The sequence below is a fragment of the Methyloradius palustris genome (assembly GCF_019703875.1).
Lineage (GTDB): Bacteria > Pseudomonadota > Gammaproteobacteria > Burkholderiales > Methylophilaceae > Methyloradius > Methyloradius palustris.
The window spans coordinates 2002320-2019915 of record NZ_AP024110.1 but is presented as its reverse complement, the minus strand read 5'-3'; the positions used below and the strand labels follow the sequence as shown (position 1 = coordinate 2019915).

Genomic DNA, 17596 nt, shown 5'->3' with positions numbered 1-17596 from the left:
GGGTATTAAAAAGTCTGTGTTGATTACTTTGAGTTAGGTAGGCTATGGTCAACGAGGTAACAAAACCTTCGGGGCTATCCCCGGAGGCGCTGGACTTTGCGCCCAGCCTGCTTGCGATACAGGAGAGTCCGCCAGCACGTCTGCCGCGCGCAGTTATGTACAGTGTCAGCCTGCTGTTCGTCATCCTATTGATCTGGGCCTTTGTTGGTAAGCTCAACATCATCGCCAGTGCCGAAGGCAAGCTCGTTCCAAAGGATTACGTCAAAATCGTCCAGCCATCAGACGCCGGTATCGTGCAGGAGATACTGGTGAATGAAGGAGAAAGCGTCAAGGCTGGCCAGGTACTCATGCGCATGGATACCAAGGTCGCCGAAGCAGATTCAAAGACCATAGGCAATGATCTCGCTATTCGCGCGCTGCAATTACGACGTATAGATGCCGAACTCAATGGCAAGCCGTTAGTAAAAAAATCAGATGACGCGATTGACCGTTACCGCGAAGTAGATGCGCAATATCACGATCGTCGGCAATCCTATATCGACTCCCTGGCACAAGCTCAACAAGCCTTGGAAAAATCCCGCCGTGAATATGACTCTGCCCAGGAGGTCCTGACTAAACTTGAGCAGGTGACCCCCTTGGCCAAAGAGCAGGCGGATGCTTATGCCGACATGGGTAAAAAAGGATATGCCCCACAGACCGATGTTCGTGACAAGCAACGTGATTACCTAGAGAAGGCACAGGACCTTCGCGCCCAGCAATCCACACTGGCTAGTCTTGCAGCAGCAGTCAGTCAGTCCCAGAAACAGATTGACCAGATCACCTCAAAATACCGCAGTGATCTGCAGAATGAACGTGTCGATGCTGAAGAACAATACCAGAAACTGCAACAGGAATGGACCAAGCAGGTGCACAAGAACGACCTGCTGGAGTTACGGGCGCCAGAGGCTGGTATTGTCAAGGATCTGGCCACTCACACTATCGGTACCGTAGTGTCTCCAGGGACAGTATTGCTATCCATTGTTCCTCTTGATGAACCCCTGGTTGCAGAAGTAATGGTCAAGAATGATGATGTCGGTTTTGTCTATCCGCATCAGCATGTGAAAGTGAAGTTAGCGCCTTACCCCTTCGAGCAATATGGCATGCTGGACGGTGAAGTCACACGCATTGAGGCGGATAGTGATAATGATGCCCAGCAGCAATCCAAAGACTCTTCGAAGGATGGCAAACAGCCACCTCCTGCTTCCATCTATAAAGCCATCATCACTTTGGATACCCAAGTTCTTAAGTCTGATGCACAGAACTTCAAGCTGGTTCCTGGTATGCAGGTCATCGCTGAGATCAATCAGGGTAGCCGGAGTGTCATCAAGTTCCTGCTATCCCCAGTCACCAAGACCCTTGATGAAAGTGGGCATGAACGTTGAGAGTGCGACTCGCATTGGCAACAGCGATGTTGCTCACGTTTGCTATTAGCGCCCGGGCTGAAGATTTACTGGAAGTCTATCATCTGGCACAAGCCAACGATCCGACCTTTGATGCTGCCAGATATGCCCTGCAAGCCGCTTATGAAAAAGTCCCGCAAGCACGTGCAGGCCTGCTACCAGTTGTGAACATCAATGGCAACGACAACGCTAATCATGCAACTACTGAATACAGTGCAGCGACCAACAGCACTCAAGTAAAACGTTCTGTACAGTCCTGGGCGTGGAATCTACAGCTGACCCAACCTTTATTCAGGTTACAGAACATTCTTGCATACAAGCAATCAGAATACCTGGTGGCGCAGGGGCAGGCTCAATATAGCCAAGCAGAGCAGGATATTATTCTCAGACTCACTCAAGCTTATTTCGATGTATTGGTAGCCAAGGAAACCATTGAGGTGGCTGAATCGCAGATGAGTGCTGCAACTGAGCAAATGGGACAAGCTCAGGCTGGATTTGACCATGGGACGAATGCCATCACAGATGTGCATGAAGCCAAGGCCCGAATCGACCTAGCACGGGCGCAGAAACTGGCCGCTATCAATGACCTCGAAGCCAAGCGCGCTGAACTTGAAAAGATCGTGGGACAAGCACCCGAGATACTGGCATCGCTCAATGAAGCCGAGATCATCCCCAAGCCGCAACCAGAAGACGTCAATATCTGGATTGAGCAGGCTAGAATCAATAATCCGAATGTAGTGGCACCGCAAGCCATCGTGCAGGCAGCTGAATCCGAGATTAACAGGAATCGGGCTGAATATCTGCCTACCGTGGACATTGTTGCTTCGTATGGCCAGAACTACACCTCTAACAACCTGACACTTCCCAGTGACTATTCAACGCAGGCAACGACTGGTGTTGCTGGAGTTCAAGTCACTGTACCCCTATACGCGGGTGGTTCTACTAACTCCAAAGTCACGGAAGCCATCGCTAACAAGAGCAAAGCCCAGGCTCAACTGGAAATTGCCAAGCGTCAGGCTGCAACCGATGCCAGACAGGCTTATTCGGGCATCATTAACGGACTGGCGCAGATAGAAGCACTTGAATCTGCAGTGGATTCCAGCGAGAGTGCTGTGGAAGGCAATAAGCAGGGGTACAAATTCGGTATTCACATCAATATCGACATCCTGAATGCTGAGCGCCAGCTGTATACCGCTAAGCGTGACCTCATCAAAGCCAGATATGACACCCTGATTCAGGGATTGAAGCTTAAGGCCTCTGTTGGAACACTAACCGAGGCTGATGTTGCTGGCATCAATCAATTGTTAGTTAAATAAACCCTCAGTACTACTCATCCACACATAATTATTTGTCAAAATTGTCTTGAAACCAGTTAGGAGTATTTCCTGAGCCCATTGCTACAGTATGCGAATGAAAGTTTGAGAGAGCGTTAGAGACTGCCTGACAACTGGTATTAAATGATTTCCTTACCAACTGGTGGCATGGTTTCCCACTCCTCAATGACGGGCAAGCCATCGGCGGATTCAGATAGTAGATATGCCAGTTTATACTTCGGCTTTGATTCTGGATGAGGAACAGATGCATCATTTATCTTCAGGTCTATTGAGTCACCAATCTTTAAATTCAGCTCTTCAAGAAATTTTTTCGGCAATCGAACGGCTGCTGAGTTACCCCATTTTTTTAACTTCAGTTTCATCTTTCACTCCAATACCCCCCCCCGAAAAATTATATTAAATTTTCTGGTATTCAGAATGCATTACAGGTCAAAATTATCATTGAACCATTTAGCATCTTCATGCAATTTTTTCGCATCTAAGGGGCCTTTGCGGATAGACACAACTTTGGTTTTTGGTGCTGTTTCCTTTGACACTGCCTTAATCTGGTCTTGTTCTCTTTTTGAGTAAGTCAATTCCATTTTTCGGGAATATTCTTCATCGGATTTCTTTTGCAAAAGACTCTGTTTATGTTGCATTTGAAATGGGTTGGCAAGGTCGATCGGTGACCATAAGTCTGACCTCGCAGGTTCACCTTCAATGATCTGGCTGTCATCCTTGATATCAAGAGCAATATAGGTTGGGTATTGACGAATCACTACAAAGCCAGTCTGACCTACGATGCATTAACACTGGCAATCAAGTCACACCAATCAGAGGTATTCCTGAACTCTAGTCATACACTTCAACTTTCTCCGACAGACTTTATTACCCCTCGACAGACTGAATTCTTTTGGATCACTTTTGATCTGAAAGAATTCAGTCTGTCGGGTACGTTTTCTGTAAATCTATAATTTGTATTACATCATGTCTATATGTGAAAATTTTTAAAGTCCGTCGAATATCTTCGAGCTCATCTTTCTGTTTCTTCTTGAAAGAATAAAGTATGTCGGTAGATAATCGACTTAAATAGATTTGCTAGTGGTTTAGTATATTTCAGGAAATATCTAGCCGAAAATCAGTAGTGTAGCCACATATAGATACGGCATCTTAGAATGATAGACAAACAGCAATAAGGTTTTATCTCTACTAAACTCAAGCTCTCGCTATTTACATTATTAAGCGCAATCATTTTATTGTAGATTTATCTTAACAGCGATAGCCAAAGGCTAAACGGATTGTTTCAGTATCAAAACTGATCCATCCTAGTTATTCAAATGCAAATTGGTTTTGTCATATTATTACGGTACATTATCTTTTGTAAGAAATTGTAAGTAAATTGGTTATCTTGCTTTATTCCGTTGTTAGGCATATCCATGCTGGTGGTATCAGTTAGAACATTGGCATTATTTTTTCTTAATGCAATAACACAATGCTATTCATAAGAGAATTCCGAGTATGGCATTTAGGGAACTTTAGGTCGAAAGTTGTGATTATTTGATTATTACGATATAGACTAAAAAAATTTTGCAGGCTCAGATTCCATTATCTATTGTTATATAGTTTGGATTTATAAAATCTCAATTAAGAAAGGCTTTAAAAATGAGCTATCTAAAATTGGCTGAAGAAGTTGTTGAGGCAGCAGATCAGGCAAAAAGCCTCGATGATTTTCTAAAAACGGTAACCGACTCTGCTGGCCAAGAGCAGGCGATTGACGCATTAAAGGCTTTTATGGGTGCCGCCGCTACGGGATTGGCAGGTCTTGCAGGCGCACCTTTAATTCCCGCAATAGGTATTGGCCTTATTCTTGGGTATGGGGCGGAGTATGTTATTGACCATTTACCAACACCAAGGACCATGACAGATGAAGAGTTTTGGGCCGAGTGGCAAATGAATAGAAATTTAAGGCTTGGTAATTATGGAATTAATGCTGGTGTATCAACCGCTTTCAAAAAATTTAGCAATTTTCCTCAGCGCAGTGACCCCTTTACTTTAGATCTCAATGGCAACGGTGTAGAAACGACAGGCATCTCTAATACCAATCCGATTCTCTTTGATGTAGATGCAGACGGTATAAAAACTAGTACTGGTTGGGTCGCACCTAGTGATGGGCTGTTAGTGATGGACAGAAACGGAAACGGTTACATAGACAATGGACGTGAACTTTTTGGTGATGCAACCCTTAAAAGCAACGGTCAACTTGCTGCGGACGGCTTTGATGCTATCGCCGACCAGGATACCAACCAAGATGGAATAGTCAGCAGTCTCGATGATAACTGGGATAACCTCCTAGTCTGGCGAGACCTCAATCAGGACGGCATCAGCCAGGCGAACGAACTCACTAGCCTAAATACTCTTGGTATTGCCAGCATCAATGTCACTAGTGTGGAACATAACACCCTGCTAAATAATGGCAACGTGCTCGCCGACCTTGGCACCTTTACTTACAGCGACGGTACTAGCGGTACCGCAGGCACCGCTGCCAACTTGGCTGACGTTAATCTTGTGCAAGATACATTTAATTCGGAATTTACGGACCATATCCCTCTCACAACACAGGCAGCAACCTTGCCCGACCTGCAAGGCAGTGGGCAAGTACGCGATCTACGAGAAGCCGCAAGCCTCTCACCTAGCCTTGCAGCCTTATTGACCCAATTTGCTAGCGCCACCAGAGCAGAACAGCATATACTCATCGATGCTATTCTCAAGGCTTGGTCAGATACCAGCACCATGGCCACTACTTTCACTGGCGCATATGCTGGACATAACCTTACTGTCGATATGCAAACTTGGTACACCGGAATTATTACTGGTAGTGCAGATTATCAGGCCATGGTTGACAAGCTCACCATCATGGAACATTTTAATGGTAGAACTTACCAACCAATTCCGACAGGCACGGATGATGTCACATTAACTCTTTGGCATAACGCACAATACTTATTGAATCAGAGTTACGATGAGTTAAAGAATTCAGTCTTTAATAGCCTCCATATATCGGGTGTCTATGACACTTTAGTTAAGCCTATGCTAGATAAAATTGGTCTAGTAATCTCCGATACAGGTTTTTCATTAGATTTCAGCGAATTAAATGCCGATTTCAATGCTCGCATTGCATTAAATCCTAGTGATGGAATCCTTGATTTGATAGATTTTTACAGTGCAACAAAGTCCGATTTGCGTGGGAGTGGTTGGCAGGGTCAGCAGATGATATTGGACTTTTTAACAACTCACACACTTACTTCAGAAATTGGTATCGCTGCCTCAAATGCTGGACTTTTCTTAAGAGGCTATACCGCATGGAACGATGGCAATGGAAGTACAGGTGATGATTATATTAGGGGTAATGATCAGCCCAATACAATTTCTGGTGCCTCAGGTAACGATACGATCATAGGTGGAAACGGATATGACTCTTTAGATGGTGGTGATGGTAATGATATTATTTCTGGCGGTGGTTATAACGACAATCTAAATGGAGGTGACGGCGATGACACACTTATTGGTGGCGTTGGTAATGATTATTTAGTCGGTGGTAATGGCAATGATACCTATCGGTTTAGTCTCGGCGATGGGCAAGATTATATAGACAATACTGTTAATAGTATCGTACATCAGGATACCATCCAGTTCACTAATGTGGACTCGGCAAGCTTGACCTCATTAACACGCTCAGGAAATAACTTAATAATCAATTATGGTACGAGTGACAGTATCACTTTGTGGAACCGCTTTTACGTATCAAATGTAGGTGCAAGCTTTGATCAATTCATCTTTAGTGATGGCGCATATTTTACATTGCCGCAGTTGTACGGCGCATATGCAATCAATTTGACCTCTGATTCTGATAATGTAAGTTTCGATACCTTTGCAGTAGAGCCTCATTTCACCTACACCGCCAACATGCATATTCTGGCTGGGGCGGGTAATGATACTGTCTCGAGTGGTGTAGGTAACGATACGTTAGAAGGTGGGGATGGTAACGACAGTCTGACTAGCGGCAATGGCAACGATCTATTAGTCGGAGGTGCTGGTGCTGATACTTTAAACGGTGGGATAGGCATAGACACGGCAAGTTATCTAACTTCAACTGCTGGAGTTCAGGTAAATCTCCTAACAGGAGCTAGTCATGGTGGGGATGCCGAGGGCGATTACCTTGTTGGCATAGAGAATCTGATTGGTTCCAGCAATAGTGATGTATTGACAGGAAATGCTGGCAATAATCTGCTTGATGGTCAGGCTGGTGCAGATACTCTGACTGGTGGTGCTGGTGACGACACTTATATCGTAGATGACCTTGGCGATGTGGTGATTGAGAATGTTAATGAAGGCATCGATACTATAAAAGCGAGTATCAGCTATACCCTCGGTGATTACGTAGAGAACCTTACCTTGACTGGCAGCACTGCTAATAATGCTACCGGCAACGCGCTGAGCAATATCATTCAGGGAAATGCCGCTAATAATATTATTCTGGGAAATGGCGGGAATGACACCTTGATTGGTGGTGCTGGTGACGACACTTATATCGTAGATGACCTTGGCGATGTCGTAATTGAGAATGCCTATGAAGGCATCGATATTATCAAAACGAGTGTCAGCTATACCCTCGGTGATTACGTAGAGAACCTTACCTTGACTGGCAGCACTGCTATAAATGCTACTGGTAACGCGCTGAGCAATATCATTCAGGGAAATGCCGCTAATAATATTATTTTGGGAAATGGCGGGAATGACACCTTGATTGGTGGTGCTGGTGACGACTTTCTCGATGGCGGAACTGGTAGCGACACCTACGTCTTCTCTAAGGGAGATGGTGTCGATGTGATTTCCAGTTCTGACTCCTCAGATAAAATTTCGTTTCTTGATGTCGGTGTTAACGAACTGACAAGTCTTGACCAAATTGGTAATGATTTGGTCATAAAGTACGGGGATAGCGACGTTCTCACTATCCAGTCATATTTTTCTTCTCCAGATAATTCAATTATGAGTTTCTGGTTTTCTGATCAGGCTTTGCGTTTTAGTCAGCCACCAACTCTCAGCGATCTGCGAGCTACATTTCTGCTGACAGATGGAGGAACCAACACGGGCCCAATACTGGGAACATCGAATGATGACTATTTGGGTGGGGCTTATTATGCTGCCGAGATAAGAGGCCTTGGAGGTAATGATACGCTTAGCGGTGGATCCTATAATGGAGTAAAGTTCAACGATACTTTAGTTGGTGGAATTGGAAACGATGAGTTATGGGGCGGCGGTGGAGATGATACCTATGTGTTCAATCTCGGAGATGGACAAGACAGCATCAATAATTCAGGGGATGTTGCATCTACGACTCGTGGCATCCTGAAGTTCGGTTCAGGTATTTTATCTTCCCAGATATCGTTGAGTGTCAGCAATTATGATTTAACATTTGCAATAGACGGTACCTCTGACCAAGTCACCATTATGGGGTGGACGGCAGGCAGTTTATTCCAGATCAGAGAAATTCAATTTGATGACGGTACGAACTGGAATGCTGAATACATCAATTCAATGATTCATGCAGGGAATGATACCTTAACATCCAGTTCTTACAGTCCTTCTGATTATATTAATGGTTATGCTGGGGATGATGCTCTTTACGGACAGGGCGGCAACGACACCTTAGAAGGTGGAATAGGTAATGATTATCTGAGCGGCAAAGGTGGTAGCGATACTTATCTGTTCGGCCTTGGAGATGGCCAGGACACTATCAACAATTATGACGATTCAGCAACAGCATCCACGTCAGTTGATACATTGAAGTTTGCTGCAGGTATTTCAACCAGCGATATCAGTTTCAGTATCAATGGCACTGACCTTGTCCTGAGTATAGCCAACACGACCGATCAGATCACGATCCAGAACTGGACTGTGAGCCAGAGTTATCATATTCAGCAGATAGAGTTTGCGAATGGCAGTATTTGGGATGCAGCTGCAATTGAAGATTTCGTGGCTAACATTGGTGATTCCGGAGGAGGCGATGGTGGTACTGGCGGTGGTTCAGGCAGTACCACAGTGGTTAATGGTACTGAAGGCGATGATTATATTTCTGCTTTTACAACCGATGCCCAATTAATCAGTGGCCTTGCAGGTAATGACACAATATTCGGGTCTCTGGGTCAAGATACCTTGGAAGGGAATGCAGGGAATGACTACCTTTCAGGTGGCGGCGCCAGCGATACATACCTATTCAATCTAGGTGACGGTCAGGATACTATCAGTAATTATGATGACTTAGCTACTACATCAATAGACACATTAAAATTCGGCACAGGCATTGCAGCTAGTGATGTAACTGTCGGCGTTAGTGGTGATGATCTTATATTGAGTATAGGAGCTTCAACCGATCAGGTCATATTACAGAGCTGGAATATTGACCAAAAATATCGTCATCAGCAAGTCGTGTTTGCTGATGGGACGACATGGGACAGCACATATCTGAGTAATGAATATCTGATAGCCAAGTTATCTGGTGACGATTACTTATCTCCATATTCAACGGATGATCAGATACTTAAAGGCTTTGCCGGAAATGACACCATTTTCGGATCTTTAGGTAACGATACTCTGGAAGGGGGGATCGGCAACGATTATCTGAATGGGCAAACTGGTAGTGACACATACATATTCAATCTAGGCGATGGCCAGGACATTATTAACAACTATGATGATTCAGCTACTGACTCATTGAAGTTTGGTACAGGTATATCGGAAAGTGATATCACTATTGGTCTTAGCGGCAGTGATTTGATCTTGAGTATAGCTAACACAACTGATCAGATTACAATCCAGAACTGGGGTTATGGACAAGACTATCGTCTTGATCAGGTCGAATTTGCAGATGGAACTTCATGGGACAGTGCATATTTGAATGACCAATACCTAAGAGTCAAATTATCTGGTGATGACTATTTATCTTTAGATACAACGGATGATCAGCTGCTCAAAGGTTTTACTGGAAATGACACCATCTACGGTTCACTAGGCAATGACACCTTGGAAGGTGGAATAGGTAATGATTATCTGGGCGGACAAGGTGGTAGCGATACTTATCTGTTCGGCCTTGGAGATGGCCAGGACACTATCAACAATTATGACGATTCAAGTACCGCAACTACGTCAGTTGATACATTGAAATTTGGTGCAGGCATTTCAACCAGCGATATCAGTTTCACTATCAATGGCAGCGATCTTATTCTAAGTATAGCCAACACGACTGATCAGATCACGATCCAAAACTGGACAGTTAGCCAGAGTTACAAGCTTCAGCAGATTGAGTTTGCAAATGGGAGTATCTGGGACGCGGTAGCTATTGAAGGTCTTGTAGCCGGAGGTGGTGATGGCGGTGGAGGTGACCCTGGAGATGGTGGCAATGGTGGAGACGGGGGCGGAGCAGGTAACGGCAACGTCATTAACGGTACTGAAGACAGTGATTACTTCACAGCCATTGACGACAATCCTGCCTACCTGAAAGGCCTGGGTGGCGACGATACCATCATAGGTTATACCGGTAACGATACTCTTGAAGGCGGAGCAGGCAACGACTTCCTTATGGGTCAAACAGGTAACGATACCTACAAGTTTAATCTGGGGGATGGCCAAGACATCATTGGTGATTACGATGCTACCCCTGGAAATATTGACACCTTGCATTTCGGTGCAGGGATTAATGCCTCAGATATAAGCTTTACATTACAAGGGGTGGATCTGGTTCTGGGAATCAGCGGAACAGATGACCAGGTAAAAATCGCAGACTGGGGTTATGGTCAGGATCACTATATTGAGAATGTCCAGTTTGCTGATGGGACTGTTTGGGATAATGGTTATTTGAATACCCAGTATCTCCAGGCCCTGTTATCTGGTGATGACTATTTGACTGCCCCTGACGACCAAGATGCTTTGGTCAGGGGCTTTGCAGGTAATGATACTCTATGGGGCTTTGCTGGTAACGATACCTTGGAAGGTGGTACGGGCAACGACTATCTGGCTGGACAGGTTGGTAATGATTTGTACCGATTTAATATCGGTGATGGCCAAGACACTATCGGAGAGTATGACTCAACCCCGGGCAATACTGATACCCTAAGTTTTGGGGAAAACATCTCTTCATCCGATATTATCTTTAGCACGCAAGGCAGCGATCTGATTCTTGGAATATCAGGAACCAGTGATCAGGTGACTCTACTCAACTGGAGCTATGGTTCAGATTATCGCATTGAGACTGTACAGTTTAATAACGGTACAGTCTGGGATGCTGATTACTTGAACACTGAGTATCTTAAATCCTCTTTATCTGGCGATGATTACCTCACTCCTCCAGATAATCAGGATGCCCTGCTCAGAGGGTTTGCTGGCAATGATACGATATGGTCCTTTGATGGAAACGATACCTTGGCAGGCGGTACAGGGAATGATTTCCTTGCTGGCCAACTAGGTAATGATACATATATTTTCAACGCTGGTGATGGTCAGGATACGGTATATGACTGGGACCAGAATTCTGATCCTAGTAATGTAGATACGCTGAAATTTGGTGCTGGCATTGGTTATGACCAGCTATGGTTTACCCAGTCAGACAACAATCTTGAGATCAGTGTTATTGGTACTACCGATAAAACGATCATTCAGGATTGGTATAGCGGTTCTTCCTATCATGTAGAAGAGATTGCTACAGCAGATGGTAATCACACCCTGATTGATACGCAGGTACAGAACCTGGTTAATGCGATGGCTGGCTTAACTCCGCCAGCAGCGGGCCAGACCTCATTGCCACCTGCATATCAGGCTCAATTGGCGCCTGTGCTGGCAGCAAACTGGTCGTAAACTGAAACATTAGTAAGTAATATATAAAAGATACAAAAGTAACCAGTAACAAATCATTACTAAAGGGGAAACGGCAGGCCGATATCATCTGATCATGATGTCGGCCTCGCTTTGTATTTAAGTGAATAAAAGAAGAAATATAAGGTATGGTTTGTCTATTGTTATCGTGGCAATGATTAGTCCAACGCTACAGGCCGCCGATCTTCTGGAGGTCTATCACTCAGCCCAAGCCAATGACCCCACCTTTGACTCAGCACGCTATGCTTTACAGGCTGCCGAACAAAAGATACCCCAAGCCAGGGCAGGCTTGTTACCAGTGATTAACCTCAACGGTAACGACAATGCCAATCATGCATCTACCGAATACAGTGCTGCTACAAGCACCACTCAGGTCAAACGTTCCACACAGTCTTGGGCTTGGAATCTACAACTTACGCAACCACTATTCCGCTTGCAAAACTATGTAGCCTACCAGCAATCTGAATATCTCGTGGCTCAGGCACATGCTCTTTATACCCAAGCAGAACAAGACCTCATATTAAGGCTGACTCAAGCCTATTTTGATGTACTGGTCGCTAATGAAACAATAGCAGTCGCTGAATCACAAATGAATGCGGCTACGGAACAAATGGGGCAGGCCCAGGCAGGTTTTGAGCATGGTACTAATGCCATCACCGATGTGCATGAAGCGAAAGCCCGTATTGATCTGGCGCGTGCGCAAAAACTTGCCGCCCTCAATGATTTAGAAGCCAAACGGGCCGAACTGGAGAAGATTGTAGGCGAAGCTCCCGAGGCTTTAGCCTCACTCAAAGAAACCGAGATTATCCCCAAACCACAGCCAGAAGATGTTGGTGCTTGGATAGAGCAGGCCCGAATTAATAACCCAGCCGTGCTTGCACCAGAAGCTGTTGTTAAAGCAGCAGAGTCAGAAGTGAATCGCAACCGTGCCGAGTATTTGCCCACCGTAGATATCGTTGCATCTTATGGTCAGAACTACACCTCTAACAACCTCACACTCCCCAGCGATTACTCCACCAATGCCACTACCAGCAGTGCAGGGGTGCAAGTGACTGTCCCTTTATTTGCTGGCGGCGCGACCAATTCAAAAGTCATAGAAGCTATCGCCAACAAAAACAAAGCCCAAGCTCAATTGGAGACAGCCAAACGCCAAGCCGCCACCGATGCACGCCAAGCTTATTCAGGGATCATCAATGGATTAGCCCAGATAGAAGCATTGGAATCCGCTGTAGATTCAAGTGCTATTGCAGTTGAGGGTAACAAGCAAGGTTATAAATATGGCATCCATATCAACATTGATATCCTAAATGCTCAACGTCAACTGTACAGTGCAAAGCGCGACCTCATCAAAGCCAGATACGACACCTTAATCCAGGGCTTAAAACTCAAAGCTGCTGTCGGTACTCTTAGTGAAGCTGACCTCATCAGCATCAATCAACTACTCATAAAATAGCCACCTCTGCACTAAAACAGCCGCCTAATGCTCAATTCTGGGCAAGCCAAAAATCAAAAGTTGCATATAGGTTAAAAAGATTAACCTATAGTAAACAAACATTTAAATGATGAAATAAATATTGGGTTTGTCACACTTATCTGATATGTTAATAAATGTAAGGTAATGTAAAGAAACTTGGTGTGGTTTCATACACTTAAGTTTAAAAGCAGAGAGTCAAAATAAATGTCAAATTAGATTGGGGATTTGGAAAGTCTGATAATTCTGAAACATGGCATGACAATTGCAGTTAGCCATCCAAGCAAAAGCATAATAACTAGATAAAAAAACGGTTAAGTTAAGTCAGCAGACCTTAATTGCCATGATCAGATAAAAATCTGACATAAGAAATAATAACGATAAAACCAGGGATGCTTCATGAGTAAAATTACTTTGCTTACCGTCAGCACCACCTCCGTTGCTGTCAGTGCCGAGATTGCCGCCATGCCTGATCTCGATGGATGGGGCAATCTCACCAGCCTGCAACAAGCCATGGCACGAGATACCACAGGCCAACTCAAAACCCTCGTCACCCAATACGGCACCCAGACCGACCCCGATACCCGCGATGCCACCCTCAACAGCATTCTCTACTACTGGGCAGGCGTACAAGATGTAGACCCCGGCAGCCGAACTGCCTCCATGATCTACGGCAATGCTATTGGCGATGCCCGTAAGCTAGAGTTTCTGGAAACCCTCTATGGAGAAAGCTACCTTGGTACCTGGTGCTGGGGCGTGCGTGACCCTAATCCGCATGGGCCAGCCGCTGCCATTCCGTAAAAATAAACTAACCAAGCGGATAGAGTTGTATGAGAAGAAAAATAATGACTTTTATAAAAAACAATCCAATTAAATTATTGATTTTATTATTTCTAACCCTAAATTGTTTTGGGTTTTGTTACCAGAAACTCAGATTTTTATCTGACCACGAGCGAATAGAAATAGCCGTCAGTCGTTTACTCAATTTTTATGAAGGCAGCGAAATATCAGGAACTGTTAATTCTCCTGTTTATATTATTAACGATTCAGATCATAAGAAAATTTATGACCAGGTTCCCTATTCAAGCTTAGAAGAAGTTTTTGAAAAAAATCCAAATTGCTGTGAAGTTTCTAGAGTTGCAAAAGTTTCTGAAGGTAAGCTTACTGTAAATGCTTGGGGCTGCTTAACTGGACTTTCCCCATATTTTGTTACCGGAAAGATTGCATTAAAAATAAAGGTTGGTGATGAAATTAAAGCAGGATATAGCGAATTCTCATACTACATAAGTAGCTGTGGAACCCTTTATTCATTATTTGATTAATATAAAAGCGAGACATAGATTATGAGCCTTCCAACAATCGTTGAAATGACCAACCTTTATTTATATGGATCTACAACCAAGCCTCAAGACATACTAAGTGATAGTCTTATTCGTGCGAGCGGTGTGACAAAACCATTTACGGTTGATATCAATGAATATATGGCTGGCCCTGGTAGATTTGCGACCATTGATAAATTCGAAATCGTTCAGAATTTTTTCAATCCAAATAGCAATCCTTTATTAGGTCAGGTACTTCCTGCTGGAGTCTATACTAAAGCTGATTTAGCAGCTTTTTATGGTATGGATTATTACGGGTTGAAAATCACTCAATCAGACTATGGTCAAGGAGATGCAGATTTTCTTGCACGTTCATATATATGGGAGTCAACAGCATTTAAGCTAAGTGATTCGACTAGATTTATCGTGGCTGAGAATGGCACTCGATCTATCATCAATTACGGTATAGAGCCTGATTTTGGAGGTCTAGGATACGAAGGTTTTGACTTTAAATCTAGCAACCCTATATCTGGTTTAGGAAATCTATATTTAGAACCAAGAATCGACCCTTCAGGTATTGGCCGCGAGGTTCAAGTGACTACAGCAGGATCGGTAAGCATTAACTCCTCCTCACCATTTACAAATGCAGATTATTTAACTGCCGTCCAAAACTCTCCAGTAGCACATCCATTAGATGGGGTGGCTGCTTTGTTTAATCAAAGGGAATCTTTAATCAATGAGTTGTGGAACTCTGGGGCTATAAAATTTCTTGATAGTGAAAATAGAGCAGTTATTTATGGCAGTGATGCCAATGAAACCTTAGATGAAGCAACAATAGACATGCCAACTCTTGCTAGCTATGCATCAACTAACGGCATAGTGTTTTTTGGTGGTAAGGGTAATGACATGATAATGATGGATCATAAGACCTATAAAGCTTATGGTGGTATAGGGAACGATACTATATATGGGGGAAGTGAAAACGATACTTTATATGGTGGAGATGGCGACGATGATCTAACTGGGGGGCATGGTAATGATAGTTTGTTTGGAGGGCATGGCAAGGATCATTACTGGTTTAAGCCAGGTGATGGCGTTGATAATATAACTGATGAAGATAATGGTACTGGAAGTAGTCAGGGTGATATTTCGTTTTACACGGATCCACTTACAGGAGGTAAAAACCAAAGTCATGGTTCTTTGACCTGGTTCAGTGATCCAAACTCACATACTTATACATACACTGCGGGAAGTGACCCTAATGCAGGGCCTGTAACTCTAACAATTACTAGTAAATTTGGTAACACCATCACCGTCAACAACTTCAAGAACGGCGACCTCGGTATCAATCTTAAGGATACCGACCCCCTCGATAAACCCAAAAATGTCGCCCCGAGAGTATTACAGAACGGGCAAAGTACCTACGCTCAGGCCGAGCGCACTACCAGCCCCCTCATCCTTGATCTCGATGGCGACGGTGTAGAAACCACCACCCTCGACAATGGCGTCTACTTTGACCACGACGGCAACAGCTTTGCCCAGAAGACTGCCTGGGCCAGTGCCGATGACGGCATGCTCGTCCGCGATATCGATGGCAACGGCATCATCGACAACGGCAGTGAACTCTTCGGCAACAACACCGCACTCAGCACAGGCACCAATGCCGCCAACGGCTTTGCCGCACTCGCCGACTTAGATAGCAACCAGGATGGCAAGATAGACAGCACAGACACTGCCTTCAGCACCCTCCAGATATGGCAAGACACCAACCAGGATGGCGTCAGTCAAATTAGTGAACTCAAGACACTCACCCAGGCCAATGTCCAAAGCATCAACCTAGGCTACACCAGCACCGCCTATACCATTAGCAACCCTGGCATCGGCCAGAGCAATATCGGCTACCAGCTAGACGCCAATGGCAATGAACAACGAGAGCTGGGTACCTACACCACCACTACCAACCAGACCCGCAGCATCAACGACATCTGGTTCAAACAAAACACCATGAATACCGTCAGCACCACCTCCGTTGCTGTCAGTGCCGAGATCGCCGCCATGCCTGACCTAGATGGCTGGGGCAACCTCACCAGCCTGCAACAAGCCATGGCACGAGATACCACAGGCCAACTCAAAACCCTCGTCACCCAATACGGCATCCAGACCGACCCCGCAGCACGTGATGCCACCCTGAACAGCATTCTCTACTACTGGGCAGGTGTGCAGGATGTAGACCCTGCCAGCCGAAGTGCCTCCATGATCTACGGCAATGCCATTGGCGATGCCCGTAAGCTGGAGTTTCTGGAAACCCTGTATGGAGAAAGCTATCTTGGTACATGGTGCTGGGGCGTGCGTGACCCTAATCCGCATGGGCCTGCTGCGAATGACCCAAATGATATGAGTCTCCTAGAGAGGGTGGCTGCATGATTGCCAACCTGAGAGATAATTCTTCCGACTGGCATTGCTTTAATTCTCAGTGGAATTTGCAAGTAGGTTTTTCTTCTAGTTGTTTTATTCAAGCAGGGAGACAGTAATGACCTACAAAATAAAAACTTCAACAACACTCAAGTTGATAGGCCTGCTTGCGATCGTCATTTTTATTGTTTCTAGTTGTATTCCTGGGACTGATAAGTGGAAAGAGGAAGTGAAATTAAGTAATGGTCGAGTAATCGTCATAGAACGTGAATTAGTGCTTGAATCTGGGGGCGATGAATGGGCGTCTAATAGTAGCGGTTCAAAGCCGAAAGAAGATCGTCTCAAGTTTACTAACCCAGATAAACCAGGAGAAATAATTGAATGGCACTCTATGAAAATATCGCCACAACGATGGCCAGAAGTCCCATTAATTTTGGATATAACCTCAAATAAAATAACCGTATTTGCTAGTGTATTTGCACTTGGAGGTTGCAATATTTATACCAAATATATTTACCAAAATGGTATCTGGATTGAAGAGAAACTCCCTTCTACTTTTGAAGCCCATGCAACTAATTTATATATTTTTCAGAACGAGGGATTGAGCTATATCAATTTGAATAAAAAACGCGAAAACATTTCTGATAGTGGGAGCAAACATTTTGCCCAGGTTGGCCCTACTAATCCTGATTGCAGTCATAGATAAGTACAAGACAA

Annotated in this window: 10 protein-coding genes; 8 read left to right on the top strand and 2 right to left on the bottom strand. The window is 44.5% G+C overall.

The window, feature by feature from the left end; translation table 11 throughout:
- Positions 1 to 44 precede the first annotated feature (44 nt).
- Both ZMTM_RS09750 and ZMTM_RS09745 read left to right on the top strand, forming a co-directional pair.
- Entirely contained in the window at positions 45 to 1421 is a 1377-nt protein-coding gene (locus tag ZMTM_RS09750) for an HlyD family type I secretion periplasmic adaptor subunit (protein ID WP_221763670.1), read from the top strand.
- Positions 1422 to 1423: 2 nt separating this feature from the next.
- Positions 1424 to 2755 carry a TolC family outer membrane protein gene (locus ZMTM_RS09745; RefSeq protein ID WP_225907145.1) on the top strand — a complete coding sequence of 444 codons (1332 nt, stop codon included), beginning with the start codon at positions 1424 to 1426 and terminating at the stop codon, positions 2753 to 2755.
- 137 nt (positions 2756 to 2892) lie between these two features.
- On the opposite strand, the gene ZMTM_RS09740 is transcribed toward ZMTM_RS09745, so the two are convergent.
- Positions 2893 to 3135 carry an AbrB/MazE/SpoVT family DNA-binding domain-containing protein gene (locus ZMTM_RS09740; protein ID WP_221763668.1) on the bottom strand — a complete coding sequence of 81 codons (243 nt, stop codon included), beginning with the start codon at positions 3133 to 3135 and terminating at the stop codon, positions 2893 to 2895.
- Positions 3136 to 3195: 60 nt separating this feature from the next.
- Positions 3196 to 3531, bottom strand: coding sequence for a hypothetical protein (locus ZMTM_RS09735; RefSeq protein ID WP_221763667.1), 336 nt, complete (start codon positions 3529 to 3531; stop codon positions 3196 to 3198).
- Positions 3532 to 4414: 883 nt separating this feature from the next.
- Here ZMTM_RS09735 and ZMTM_RS09730 point away from each other — a divergent pair.
- The 6 genes from ZMTM_RS09730 (at position 4415) to ZMTM_RS09705 (ending at position 17585) form a co-directional block, all read left to right on the top strand.
- The gene (locus ZMTM_RS09730; RefSeq protein ID WP_221763666.1) at positions 4415 to 11659 is read left to right on the top strand and encodes a calcium-binding protein; all 7245 of its coding nucleotides are present in this window, start codon (positions 4415 to 4417) and stop codon (positions 11657 to 11659) included.
- 151 nt (positions 11660 to 11810) lie between these two features.
- Entirely contained in the window at positions 11811 to 13130 is a 1320-nt protein-coding gene (locus ZMTM_RS09725; RefSeq protein ID WP_225907008.1) for a TolC family outer membrane protein, read from the top strand.
- Between the two features lie 417 nt (positions 13131 to 13547).
- A complete protein-coding gene (locus ZMTM_RS09720) occupies positions 13548 to 13949 on the top strand; it encodes a hypothetical protein (RefSeq protein WP_221763665.1) in 402 nt (133 codons plus the stop codon).
- Between the two features lie 29 nt (positions 13950 to 13978).
- The gene (locus ZMTM_RS09715) at positions 13979 to 14470 is read left to right on the top strand and encodes a hypothetical protein (RefSeq protein WP_221763664.1); all 492 of its coding nucleotides are present in this window, start codon (positions 13979 to 13981) and stop codon (positions 14468 to 14470) included.
- 21 nt (positions 14471 to 14491) lie between these two features.
- Positions 14492 to 16891, top strand: coding sequence for a hypothetical protein (locus ZMTM_RS09710; RefSeq protein WP_221763663.1), 2400 nt, complete (start codon positions 14492 to 14494; stop codon positions 16889 to 16891).
- Positions 16892 to 16997: 106 nt separating this feature from the next.
- Positions 16998 to 17585, top strand: a complete 588-nt coding sequence (locus tag ZMTM_RS09705) for a hypothetical protein (protein ID WP_221763662.1) — start codon at positions 16998 to 17000, stop codon at positions 17583 to 17585.
- Positions 17586 to 17596: the final 11 nt, after the last annotated feature.

What these genes read in the sequence shown, in the direction of transcription:
- ZMTM_RS09705 (WP_221763662.1), top strand. Translation starts at nt 16,998, where the DNA reads ATGACCTACAAAATAAAAACTTCAACAACACTCAAGTTGATAGGCCTG.
- ZMTM_RS09720 (WP_221763665.1), top strand. Translation starts at nt 13,548, where the DNA reads ATGAGTAAAATTACTTTGCTTACCGTCAGCACCACCTCCGTTGCTGTC.
- ZMTM_RS09750 (WP_221763670.1), top strand. Translation starts at nt 45, where the DNA reads ATGGTCAACGAGGTAACAAAACCTTCGGGGCTATCCCCGGAGGCGCTG.
- ZMTM_RS09740 (WP_221763668.1), bottom strand. Translation starts at nt 3,135, where the DNA reads ATGAAACTGAAGTTAAAAAAATGGGGTAACTCAGCAGCCGTTCGATTG.
- ZMTM_RS09730 (WP_221763666.1), top strand. Translation starts at nt 4,415, where the DNA reads ATGAGCTATCTAAAATTGGCTGAAGAAGTTGTTGAGGCAGCAGATCAG.
- ZMTM_RS09715 (WP_221763664.1), top strand. Translation starts at nt 13,979, where the DNA reads ATGAGAAGAAAAATAATGACTTTTATAAAAAACAATCCAATTAAATTA.
- ZMTM_RS09710 (WP_221763663.1), top strand. Translation starts at nt 14,492, where the DNA reads ATGAGCCTTCCAACAATCGTTGAAATGACCAACCTTTATTTATATGGA.